General features: G+C 62.9%; 9 protein-coding genes. 5 read left to right on the forward strand and 4 right to left on the reverse strand.

Annotated elements, in window-relative coordinates:
* Positions 1 to 4: 4 nt before the first annotated feature.
* Positions 5 to 1,954 carry a PrkA family serine protein kinase gene (locus tag LB523_RS09500; RefSeq protein ID WP_095767435.1) on the reverse strand — a complete coding sequence of 650 codons (1,950 nt, stop codon included), beginning with the start codon at positions 1,952 to 1,954 and terminating at the stop codon, positions 5 to 7.
* A gap of 276 nt (positions 1,955 to 2,230) precedes the next feature.
* Between LB523_RS09500 and LB523_RS09505 the strand changes: the two genes are divergently transcribed.
* Positions 2,231 to 3,037: an alpha/beta hydrolase gene (locus LB523_RS09505; RefSeq protein ID WP_224602380.1), complete on the forward strand. Its 807-nt coding sequence runs from the start codon at positions 2,231 to 2,233 to the stop codon at positions 3,035 to 3,037.
* Positions 3,038 to 3,041: 4 nt separating this feature from the next.
* On the opposite strand, the gene LB523_RS09510 is transcribed toward LB523_RS09505, so the two are convergent.
* Positions 3,042 to 3,344, reverse strand: a complete 303-nt coding sequence (locus LB523_RS09510; protein ID WP_095767436.1) for a BolA family protein — start codon at positions 3,342 to 3,344, stop codon at positions 3,042 to 3,044.
* Positions 3,345 to 3,480: 136 nt separating this feature from the next.
* On the opposite strand from LB523_RS09510, the gene LB523_RS09515 reads away from it, so the two are divergent.
* The 4 genes from LB523_RS09515 (at position 3,481) to LB523_RS09530 (ending at position 8,183) form a co-directional block, all read left to right on the forward strand.
* Complete coding sequence (locus tag LB523_RS09515) at positions 3,481 to 4,104, forward strand: J domain-containing protein (RefSeq protein ID WP_095767437.1); 624 nt, start codon at positions 3,481 to 3,483, stop codon at positions 4,102 to 4,104.
* 125 nt (positions 4,105 to 4,229) lie between these two features.
* Entirely contained in the window at positions 4,230 to 5,216 is a 987-nt protein-coding gene (cobS, locus tag LB523_RS09520; protein ID WP_095767438.1) for a cobaltochelatase subunit CobS, read from the forward strand.
* A gap of 55 nt (positions 5,217 to 5,271) precedes the next feature.
* A complete protein-coding gene (cobT, locus tag LB523_RS09525; protein ID WP_095767560.1) occupies positions 5,272 to 7,170 on the forward strand; it encodes a cobaltochelatase subunit CobT in 1,899 nt (632 codons plus the stop codon).
* The gene (locus LB523_RS09530; protein WP_224602383.1) at positions 7,167 to 8,183 is read left to right on the forward strand and encodes an esterase-like activity of phytase family protein; all 1,017 of its coding nucleotides are present in this window, start codon (positions 7,167 to 7,169) and stop codon (positions 8,181 to 8,183) included. Before cobT ends, LB523_RS09530 begins: the two co-directional genes overlap by 4 nt.
* A gap of 51 nt (positions 8,184 to 8,234) precedes the next feature.
* On the opposite strand, the gene LB523_RS09535 is transcribed toward LB523_RS09530, so the two are convergent.
* Positions 8,235 to 9,044 (reverse strand): hypothetical protein, encoded by an 810-nt coding sequence (locus tag LB523_RS09535; RefSeq protein WP_224602385.1) that lies wholly within the window; start codon positions 9,042 to 9,044, stop codon positions 8,235 to 8,237.
* A 221-nt stretch (positions 9,045 to 9,265) separates the two neighbouring features.
* The gene (locus LB523_RS09540) at positions 9,266 to 11,041 is read right to left on the reverse strand and encodes a GtrA family protein (protein WP_224602387.1); all 1,776 of its coding nucleotides are present in this window, start codon (positions 11,039 to 11,041) and stop codon (positions 9,266 to 9,268) included.
* Between the last annotated feature and the right edge of the window lie 106 nt (positions 11,042 to 11,147).

Raw genomic sequence — 11,147 nt, forward strand, 5'->3', positions numbered from 1 at the left:
TTGCTCAACCCGCCTTGTTCACGCGCATATACCAGTCGACCAGCCGGCGAACCTGCCGCTGGGTGTAGCCGCGTTCCACCATACGCTGCACGAATTCGTTGTGCCGCTTCTCCGTGACGCTGTCTTGCTTGGAGCCGAAGCTGATCACCGGCAGCAGGTCCTCGACTTGGCCGAACATGCGCTTCTCGATGACCTCGCGAAGCTTTTCATAGCTCGTCCAGGAGGGATTGCGGCCATGGTTGCGCGCCCGGGCACGCAGGGTGAATTTGACCACTTCGTTGCGGAAGTCCTTGGGGTTGGCGATGCCGGCCGGTTTTTCGACCTGCGACAATTCCTTGTCCAGCACCTCGCGGTTGAGGATCTGGCCGGTGTCGGGGTCCTTGTAGTCCTGATCCTCGATCCAGGCGTCGGCATAGGCGATGTAGCGGTCGAAGAGGTTCTGACCGTACTCGCTGTAGGACTCCAGATAGGCCTTCTGGATTTCATGGCCGATGAACTCGGCATAGCGCGTCGCGAGTTCCGACTTGATGAATTCGAGGAAGGCGGCCTCCGTTTCCTTCGGGAATTGCTCGCGCTTGATGGCCTCCTCGAGGATGTACATCAGGTGCACGGGATCGGCCGCCACCTCCTTGGTGTCGTAGTTGAACGTCTGCGACAGGATCTTGAAGGCAAAGCGCGTGCTTACCCCGGTCATGCCCTCGTCGACGCCGGCGGCGTCGCGATATTCCTGGACCGACTTGGCCTTGGGGTCGATCTCCTTGAGGTTCTCGCCGTCATAGGCGCGCATCTTGGTGTAGAGTGGTGAGTTCTCGTGCTCGGCAAGGCGGGTCGAGACGGTGAAGCGGCTGAGAATGTCCAGCACTTCGGGCGCGCAGGGGCTGTTTGCCAGCTCGCTCTCGCGCAGCAGCTTCTCGTAAATGTGCCTCTCCTCGGTAACACGAAGGCAATAGGGAACCTTGACCACGAGGATGCGGTCGAGGAAGGCTTCGTTGTTCTTGTTGTTCTTGAACTGCTGCCATTCCGATTCATTGGAATGGGCCACGACGATGCCCTGATAGGGGAAGGCACCGAAATTCTCGGTGCCGTTGTAGCTGCCTTCCTGGGTTGCCGTCAGCAATGGGTGCAGGACCTTGATGGGCGCCTTGAACATCTCGACGAATTCGAGCAGCCCTTGCGTGGTCCGGTTGAGGCCGCCGCTGTAGGAGTAGGCGTCCGGGTCGGACTGGCTGAAGTGCTCCAACTGCCTGATGTCGACCTTGCCGACCAGGGCCGAGACATCCTGATTGTTCTCGTCGCCGGGCTCGGTCTTGGCGATGGCGATCTGGCGCAGCCGCGACGGCATCAGCTTGACCACGCTGAATTTGGAGATGTCGCCCGACAGTTCGTCGAGGCGCTTGGCCGCCCAGGGCGAAATCAGTCCGTTCAGGCGGCGGCGGGCGATGCCGTATTTATCCTCCAGCAGATCGCCCATGCGATCGGGATGGAAAAGGCCGAGCGGCGATTCGAAGACCGGGCTGATCTTATTGCCGACCTTGAGCGTGTAGATCGGGCGCTCCTCCATCAGCTTCTTCAGCCGTTCGGCCAGTGAGGATTTGCCGCCGCCGACCGGGCCGAGGAGATAGAGGATCTGCTTGCGCTCCTCGAGGCCCTGCGAGGCATAGCGGAAATATCCGGCGATGCGCTCGATCGTATCCTCCATTCCGTAGAAATCGGAGAAGGAGGGATAGACCTTGATGGTGCGGTTGGAGAAAATGCGGCCGAGCCGCTCGTCCTTGCTGGTGTCGACCAGGTTCGGCTCACCGATCGCCTCGACCATGCGTTCGGGCGCCGACGCATACATGGATTTGTCTTCGCGGCAGGCCAGGAGATATTGCTGCAGGCTGATCTCTTCCTGAGCCGCGTTGGAATAAATCTCCGAAAACAGATCGAAGACGTCTGATTGGTTCTCGCGCATGGTGCTTTGCCTCGGAGCCGGTGGGCTGCCAATCGGCTCATCGCTGCATCAACTGCCGGAAAGCACTCTTTGTTCCCTTCACATGAAGGATAGCGCATGCAATCTGGCATTGACCCGGGGGATACCCGACGCGGCCGAAAATGCTCGCCCGAGAAATACGTGGTGATTGCCGGCGGAGCTTCAAGGTCCTGATTTGGTTTGCTGCCCACAAGTTGTCATTATTGATCCAATCGAGGTGCGTGGCGCGCTTGCGCCGCAGCCTGGCCGGAGATGACGATGATCGATCGACGCGGCTTCATCGCGGCATGCCTTGGGGCGTTGCTGCCGGCAGGTGCGTCAGCCGCCAGGCGTCCGGGCCGGCCGGCACCGCAAACCCTCGATTACGGTCCGGCCAAGCTCGATATTTACGCGCCGGACGGCGCAAACAACCTGCCGGTGGTTTTCTTTGTCCATGGCGGCGCCTGGCGGTTCGGCAAACGCGGCCAGGTAGGCTCAAAGCCGGACTTCCTGCTCGCCAATGGCTTCGTGTTCGTCTCGATCGATTACCGCATGCTGCCGGAAGCCGATGTCGCCACCCAGGCCGGCGACGTCGAAAAGGCCTACGCCTATGTGCGCGCCAACATTGCCCGATACGGCGGCGATCCCAATCGCATCGTCGGCATGGGCCATTCGGCCGGGTGCCATCTGATCGCGCTGACCGGCATGCGCGGCGGTTTGCCCGGTGTCGCCGCGCTGATCCTGGACGATACCAGGGCCTATGATCTTGCAGCGCTTTCCAGGAATGGTGGCATGATGGGCGCCTATGCGCGTGCCTTTCCCGACCCGACACAATGGGCGGCGCTATCGCCGTCGGCCCATGTCGAGGGCAGGAAACATCCGCCGACCTTCATTGCCTATTCGCGCGCGCCCGGGCGAGGCGAAGCGTCCAAGGCTTTCGCGGAACGTCTGCGCGCCACCGGCGCCAAAGTCACGTTGTTCGACGGCAGCGCCTATACGCACATGTCGATCAATCGCGATTTCGGCCAGGACGGCGACGCCTTGACCGCGGCTGTGTTGGCCTTCCTCAAGGCGAGCGTCGGCTGAGAGCTTACCAGCGCGTCTTCTCGCCGGGCGCCGCCGGCTCGATCGCCAGCGCATGCACGCCGGCTTTCAGTTCGTCCGCGAGCAATTCGTTGACGGCACGGTGGCGCTCGATGCGAGCCATGCCGGCAAAGCTCGGCGAAACGATGCGAACGCGAAAATGCGTCTCGCCGGCGCCGTCGAACGTCGCGTGGTGGCCGGACTCCACGTGATGATGCCCGGCGTGAAGGTGGCTCTCATTGATGACCGCTAGCCGTTCGGGCGAAAATGCCGCTTTCAGCTTGTTTTCGATTGTCGACTGTATGGACATCCGGGTTTCCCTTCCCCACATCTGCGGCATAGCCGCAAAATCTTGAATTTCGACCGCTTTTAAGCCGCGATTCAGCGGTTAGGGCGATCATCGGCGAAATGTCAATTCTTGTTTCGCACATGCGAACAGCCCATAAATGGGTGAGATGAAAGCGTACCCCAAATATTTCGAGAAAATTCGAATTCGGCCGGAGAAGGACGCGGAGCTGAAGTCGCGCGCCCCGATCTGCCAGTGGGACGGCTGCAACGAAGCCGGCACGCATCGCGCGCCGGTCGGGCGCCTCAAGGAGGGCGAGTATTTTCGCTTCTGCTTCGACCATGTGCGCGAATACAACAAGGGCTTCAATTACTTCTCCGGCGTGTCGGACACTGAGATCGCCCGCTTCCAGAAGGAGGCGCTGACCGGCCACAGGCCGACATGGCGCATGGGCGCCAATGGCGGCGGGACGCGCTCGGCGCCGGATTTCGCGCAGCAGCGTTCGGGGCGGGCCGGCTACTACAACCGCATGCGCGATCCCTTCAATCTGTTCAGCGGCGGAGCACGCGAGCCGCGCGAGCGCAAGGCAAAGCCACTTGAGGCCAAGGCGCTGGAAACGCTTGGCCTTGACACAAAGGCGACTGGTCAGGACATCAAGGCGCGCTATAAGGAACTCGTTAAGCGCCACCATCCGGATGCGAATGGCGGCGACAGAGGTTCGGAAGACCGGTTCCGCGATGTGCTGCAGGCCTATCGCGTGCTCAAGCAAGCAGGATTGTGCTGAGCGGCCCCACGGTACCAAGTCGTTTTTCCAACTTTCATATGGTTGGAAAAGGCTCTAAGACCGCCCCCGGACAAAATCGATTGCCGGCGAAACGCGGCGTTTCGCCCGTGGAGACGTTGATAGTGATGAACAAGGTCGATCGCGACATCGCCAACCTGCCCGACACGACCGTGCCGGTGAAGGAGAAATTCGGCTTCGATTCCAAGATGATCGTTCCCGCCTATTCGGCGGCGACGGAGCATGTGCCGGACATCGACCCCGACTATCTGTTCGACAAGGCGACGACACTGGCGATCCTCGCCGGCTTTGCCTACAACCGTCGCGTCATGGTGTCGGGCTATCACGGCACCGGCAAGTCGACGCATATCGAGCAGGTCGCGGCGCGGCTCAACTGGCCCTGCGTGCGCGTCAACCTCGACAGCCATGTCAGCCGCATCGACCTCGTCGGCAAGGACGCCATCGTCGTCAAGGAAGGGCTGCAGGTCACCGAATTCCGCGACGGCATCCTGCCCTGGGCCTATCAGCACAATGTGGCGCTCTGCTTTGACGAATATGATGCCGGCCGGCCGGACGTGATGTTCGTCATCCAGCGCGTGCTGGAATCGTCGGGCCGCCTGACCCTGCTCGACCAGAGCCGGGTCATCCGCCCGCACCCTGCATTCCGGTTGTTCGCCACCGCCAACACGGTCGGTCTCGGCGACACCACGGGTCTCTATCACGGTACGCAGCAGATCAACCAGGCGCAGATGGACCGCTGGTCGATCGTCACCACGCTCAATTACCTGCCGCACGACAATGAAGTGAATATCGTGCTGGCCAAGGCCAAGCACTATCGCGACAGCAAGGGCAAGGACATCGTCAACAAGATGGTGCGCGTCGCCGACATGACGCGTTCGGCCTTCATCAATGGCGACCTGTCGACCGTGATGAGCCCGCGGACCGTCATCACCTGGGCCGAGAACGCCGAGATTTTCGGCGATATCGGCATGGCGTTCCGGCTGACCTTCCTCAACAAGTGCGACGAGCTGGAGCGTTCGGTGGTGGCCGAGTTCTACCAGCGCGCCTTCGGCGAGGATCTGCCGGAAAGCGCCGCCAACGTGGTGCTGGGGTAGGCGCGCGGCTGAAAAGGCCTCCAGCCTTTCAGCATGAATCGCGCAGGGAATGATCATGGCGGGTCCAGGCGACAACACGCGCAACAAGCCGAAGAACGGGTCTGAAGCCGACAGCTTCAAGCGCGCGGTGACCGTGTGCATGCGCGCCGTCGCCGGCGACAAGGACCTCGAGGTCGGTTTTGCCAAGGACCGGCCGGCTTTGGCCGGCAACCGCGCGCGCCTGCCCGAACTGCCGAAGAAAGCGTCCCGCAACGACATTGCGATCACGCGCGGCCTGGGCGATTCCATGGCGCTGAAGCGCGCCTGTCACGATCAGCGCATCCACAACAGGCTGGCGCCGGAAGGCAAGCTGGCGCGTTCCATCTTCGACGCCGTCGAGCAGGCGCGCGTCGAGGCGATCGGCAGCCGCGCCATGCAGGGCGTGGCCGACAATATCGGCTCGATGCTCGAGGACAAATACGCCAAGGCGAACCTCGTCGACGTCAGGGACAAGGCGGACGCGCCGCTCGAGGAAGCGATTGCGCTGATGGTGCGCGAGAAGCTCACCGGACGTTCCGTGCCGAAGAGCGGCGAGCGGCTGGTCGATCTCTGGCGTCCCTGGATCGAGGAAAAGGCGAGTGGCGAGCTGGACGGCCTGTCGGCCAAGCTCGAGGACCAGCAGGCCTTTGCCCGCGTCGTGCGCGACATGCTGGTTTCCATGGAAATGGCCGAGCAACTCGGCGAAGACCAGGAAACCGACGACTCGGAGGAAAACGAAGAGAACGAGCAGCAGGGCGAGGAACAGAGCGAGGAAGGCGGCGAGGAGGATTCAGGCTCCGAGCAGTCGCAGTCGGAAGATGCCGAAGCCTCCGCCGACGACGAAGAGTCGGCCGAGACCGAAGCGACCGACGCCACCTCCGACGACCTGTCCGATGAGGACGACGCCGACGCCGAGACGCCGGGCGAGGCCAAGCGCAACGACAATCCGTTCCTGAACCTGCCGAAAGAGATCGATTACAAGGTGTTCACCACCGCCTTCGACGAGACGGTAGGCGCCGAGGAACTGTGCGAGGAAGAGGAGCTCGACCGGCTGCGCGCCTTCCTCGACAAGCAGCTCGCCAACCTTTCCGGCGTTGTCGGGCGGCTCGCCAACCGGCTGCAGCGCCGGCTGATGGCGCAGCAGAACCGCTCCTGGGATTTCGACCTGGAGGAAGGCTATCTCGATCCGGCCCGACTGGTGCGCGTGGTCATCGACCCGATGCAGCCGCTGTCCTTCAAGCAGGAGCGCGACACCAAGTTCCGCGACACGGTGGTGTCGCTGGTGCTCGACAATTCGGGCTCCATGCGCGGCCGGCCGATCACCGTCGCCGCGACCTGCGCCGACATCCTGGCGCGCACGCTGGAGCGTTGCGGCGTTTCGGTCGAAATCCTCGGCTTCACCACGCGGGCGTGGAAAGGCGGGCAGGCGCGCGAGAAATGGCTGAAGGATGGCAAGCCGCCTAATCCCGGCCGACTCAACGACCTGCGCCACATCATCTATAAGTCCGCCGATCATCCATGGCGGCGCGCGCGGCGCAATCTCGGGCTGATGATGCGTGAGGGCCTACTGAAGGAAAACATCGACGGCGAGGCGTTGCTATGGGCGCATAACCGCCTGATCGGCCGGCCGGAGCAGCGCAAGATCCTGATGATGATCTCGGACGGCGCGCCGGTCGACGATTCCACGCTCTCGGTCAACCCGGGCAATTATCTGGAACGGCATCTGCGGGCAGTCATCGAACTGATCGAGACGCGCTCGCCGGTCGAGCTTCTGGCGATCGGCATCGGCCACGACGTCACGCGCTATTATCGCCGCGCCGTCACCATCGTCGATGCCGAGGAACTCGCCGGCGCCATGACCGAGCAGCTCGCCTCGCTGTTCGGCGAGGAGAGCGCACGCGACACGCGGCGCGGCGGATTGCGACGCGCCGGATGATCCTTTCGGGGCGGTGTGCGCGGCGGACGCTTTTCGCCTGCGTGCTGGCCTGCGCATCGCCGGCAATTGCCGCTCCAGGAACTCCCGTCGCAACAGTCGGGATTTCGGCGCGGCCGATCAGCCAGTTCCATATCGGCCGCGACGAGACGCGGTTCGGGCCGCTTGAATTCGTCGGCGGGCTGGAGATGACTTCGCAGGCGCGCGATTTCGGCGCGCTATCGGCCTTTCGCTTTCTGAAGCCGGGCAGCGACTTCATCGGCGTCGCCGACACCGGCTTCTGGTTCTTCGGCACGATCACGCATGACGCCGACCGACGTCCGTCGGGCGTTTCGAACTTCCGCCTGCAGCAGATGGTCGACGCTTCGGGCCGGCCGATCAACCGGAAATGGAAGGTCGACGCTGAGGGGCTCGCGGTCAGGGACGGTATCGCCACCGTCGGCTTTGAGCGCGACCAGCGCGTCGCCCAGTTCAAGATCGATCCCGACAATATGAAAGCGCCGATCGGGCAGCTCGATTACCAGATCCCCGCCCGGGAGCTGCGCCAGAACCGCGGCTTCGAGACCGTCACCCATGCCTATCCTTATGGGCAGCACGCGGGCGGCCTGGTCGTGGTCTCGGAGAGGAGCCTCGATGAAGCCGGCAACGTCTACGCCGCCATCATCGAGGGGCCGCATAAGGGCGTCTTCACCGTCAGACGCGACGGCGATTTCGACGTAACCGACGGCGCCTTCCTGCCGGATGGCGACCTGTTGCTGCTGGAGCGCAGTTTTTCGATCGCGCGCGGGGTGAAAATGCGGCTGCGGCGCATCTATGGCGAAAGCGTCGAGAAGGGCGCGGTCGCCGACGGGCCGGTGCTGATGGAAGCCGATATGGGCTACCAGATCGACAATATGGAAGGGCTGGACGTCTGGACCCGCGACGACGGCGCGCTGATGGTGTCGCTGATATCCGACGACAACCATTCGATCCTGCAGCGCAACCTCTACCTGGAATTCATCCTGCACCAGGATTGACGACGGCTGGTTGGCATGGATTCAGCTGTGCCGACGGTGGGCGCCGAGAGATTACCGGCCGACGTGGCGGACTTCGTTCATCACGAAATTGGCCGCGCGCTTGCTCCGGTTGCGGATCTTGAGCGTCGCGGTGTTGTCCACGAAATAGGTGTGAAGGATGCTGTCGCGGGTGCGGACTTCCGGCCCGACGGTGTCGACCGCGTGCCAGGTGTCGGTGCCGACCGCAAAGGCGTAGCCGGTGTTCGGCGAAAACGACATCCGGTGCGAATTCTCGAAACGCCCGTCCGGCATGCGCTCGGCGAAGCGGGTGCCGATATGGTTGATCGAGTCGTCCTCCGGCAGGTAGAACTGGACCGTGATCCCTTTCCATTTCGTGTCGGTGTGGAAGCCGATCTTGTAGCCCGCCACGTCGCGCGTCAGCATCGGCACCGGATACATGCCGACCTTCATGAAGTCCGAGCCGAACCGGCGCTCCAGGCCCGGGGCAAGGCGGCGCATGAATGCGTCCTTAAGCTGCGGCGCGTGCAATGCCTTGCCAACCAGGGACCAAATCGCCCGCTTCTCCTGCGGCAGATGGCGGATGTATTCGGGGTAGAGGTCGATCTTGATCCGCGTTGCGGTGCCGTCAGCCTTGATATTCACATTGTTGCGTCCCTTGAGCGCACGATATTCGCGCGCCTCTGGCATGGCGGCGCGCATGCGCCGATAAAGGTCCGCCGGGAAAACATCGGTCATTTCCAGATGCCAGAAAGGCTTTTCCACAAACGCGGCGCGGTTCACGGCGTCCACCATGTGAGAGACAACATGCTGCAGCGTTTGTGTAGCTGATGCTGGCGCCGCCGCGCCCTCTATGGCCGACATGGATGTCTTCTCCCCAAGCTAAAACCCCGAATCCAAATTTCTTGAATACATATATCGCCGCCTAAACGAAATGCTAACCAAAGCACAGGCTGGATTGCAACGATCCACGGAACTGATTTCGATAGCGGTTTTCTAAATCACGCAGTGAAATTGCATCAGCGCAGAGCAGGCGTATTGCGAAGGGCGCTGTCGACGATGCTGATATGGCTGCGGGCCGATATTCAACGAACCTTGTAGATCTCGATCGGCTTTCCCGCGGTAGACTGGTCCAGTTCGAGCCACTCAGGCAGGTCGCCCCGCAGCAACGCCGCGACAAGGCCCTTCGGCGCGTCCAGAGCCAGCGATATCTCTTCCGTGTTGCCGCGGCAGATCGCGACCAGCCCGACATGCTCGCGTTCGATGACGGCGCGGGCGGCGTCCGGCGTCCCCATGAACGCATCGAGCATGGCGAGATTGCCGCCGACATTGCGGTGGTAAGGGCCGGCCAGCGCCCGATGGCCGGTGAACGCCAATATTCCCGAGCCGAGATTGGACGAGGCAAGCACCGTCGTCGCGGGCATCGCAGCAAGATCGTGGAAGTCGCCCGGCTTGCCGCAGGTCACGGCATGGTCGGGGTCGGAATTAACCCGCTGTGGCGCCTGCCGAACCACGGACTGCGCCGCTACCGCGACCCCGGCCCAGGTCGCGTTGAGCGAGACCAGCCACGCCATGACAATGCCGGTGGAAAGGCGCCATGAGGGCGCGGCGTCCGCCCGCAGGCGGATTCTCGCGATCCAGGCCGAGAGCGGCAGCACGGCGAAGGCGACGGAGAAAGTCGAGCCGCGCACCTGCCATAGGCTGACGCCGAAGGCGACGACGAGCAGGATGGCGGCGAGCGTTTCCTCGCGGCGCAGGCGACGGGTTCGCAGCTGAAAGCCGACCAGCAGGATCGCGATGAAAGGCGTCACATAGCGCGCCGCCATCAGCTTCGGCTGGTGGATGGCGACGCTCCAGAAGGGCTGCGCTTCGACCACGTCGGCCAGCCAATAGGTGCGGATACGTTCGTCCATGCCCGCATAGGGCGATGCCAGGCATTGCGGGAAGAACACGACCACAACGACCGCGACCGCCGCCATCAGCGCCAGCATCGAAACCAGCCGCGCCCGGCGGCTCGATGCGGCAAAGGTACTGGCGATCACGAGGCCGAAGCCGGACAATGCGGCCACGGCGAACTGGAAGGAGGAGAAGGCGTCGCATTGGGCCACGCCCCAGTCGGCGGGCCGGATGGTCGCCACGAAGACCAGGGAGGCGATGCCGGCAAATCCGATGCCGAAGCCTCGTGCCGTGCCGCGCTCCTTGTCGTCGAGGATGAACAGGACAGCGGCGCAGATGCCGAGCACCGCCACATAGGGAGCCGTCTCCATGCCGACCGCGAGCGTCAGGCCGGCGCAAATGCCCGACAGAAGGGCCGCGGGCCGCCAAGAGGGCGCTTCCATCAGAAGCCAGAGGCCGGCCGCCGTCAGAAGCAGCTGGACATTGTGGTGATCGATCACGCCCGGGCTGTAGATCACCAGGTAGAAAAGCGCCGCCGTCGACAGAATGACTGCCGGCATCGCGACATTCGCAGCGGCGAAGCGCTGCGAGGCGCGCATCAGCACGAATATAGTCAGCCCGTAGAGGAGGGTCGGCCAGATGATCTGCGCGGCGCGCTCGGCCGCGGCCGTGCTGGCGCCCAGCGCATCGAAGGCCATGATGATCAGCGCGAGCGGCGTATCGACAAGCCGCGACCAATGCATGACGAAGCCGCCCGAGGTGCCCATCCTGTATTGGTGGAGATCGAACCAGCTTTGGCCGCCTAGCAGGTCGCGAATCTCGACCAGCCGCAGCATGCTGTCATTGTCGGCGCCATAGTCGCCAAGGGTCGGAAAACCGGAAACGGCGTTGATCGTCAGCACCACCAGCATGGCGCAAAGCGCAAGCAGAAGGTCGTTTTTCCAACCGATGCCTTGCACGGTCATGCTGGTCGCGATGCCCTAGAGCAATTCCAGGAAAAGTGTGCCACGGTTTTCCGTCAGGAATTGCGTCAAAACAAAGAGATAGAGTGGTGCGCCGTTTCCGTGAAAC

The organism is Mesorhizobium sp. ESP-6-4, assembly GCF_020164735.1.
Lineage (GTDB): Bacteria > Pseudomonadota > Alphaproteobacteria > Rhizobiales > Rhizobiaceae > Mesorhizobium.

Bases quoted from the DNA above. Each gene is read 5' to 3' on its own strand.
- LB523_RS09500 (WP_095767435.1), bottom strand. From the start codon at position 1,954: ATGCGCGAGAACCAATCAGACGTCTTCGATCTGTTTTCGGAGATTTAT.
- LB523_RS09505 (WP_224602380.1), top strand. From the start codon at position 2,231: ATGATCGATCGACGCGGCTTCATCGCGGCATGCCTTGGGGCGTTGCTG.
- LB523_RS09510 (WP_095767436.1), bottom strand. From the start codon at position 3,344: ATGTCCATACAGTCGACAATCGAAAACAAGCTGAAAGCGGCATTTTCG.
- LB523_RS09515 (WP_095767437.1), top strand. From the start codon at position 3,481: ATGGGTGAGATGAAAGCGTACCCCAAATATTTCGAGAAAATTCGAATT.
- cobS (WP_095767438.1), top strand. From the start codon at position 4,230: ATGAACAAGGTCGATCGCGACATCGCCAACCTGCCCGACACGACCGTG.
- cobT (WP_095767560.1), top strand. From the start codon at position 5,272: ATGGCGGGTCCAGGCGACAACACGCGCAACAAGCCGAAGAACGGGTCT.
- LB523_RS09530 (WP_224602383.1), top strand. From the start codon at position 7,167: ATGATCCTTTCGGGGCGGTGTGCGCGGCGGACGCTTTTCGCCTGCGTG.
- LB523_RS09535 (WP_224602385.1), bottom strand. From the start codon at position 9,044: ATGTCGGCCATAGAGGGCGCGGCGGCGCCAGCATCAGCTACACAAACG.
- LB523_RS09540 (WP_224602387.1), bottom strand. From the start codon at position 11,041: ATGACCGTGCAAGGCATCGGTTGGAAAAACGACCTTCTGCTTGCGCTT.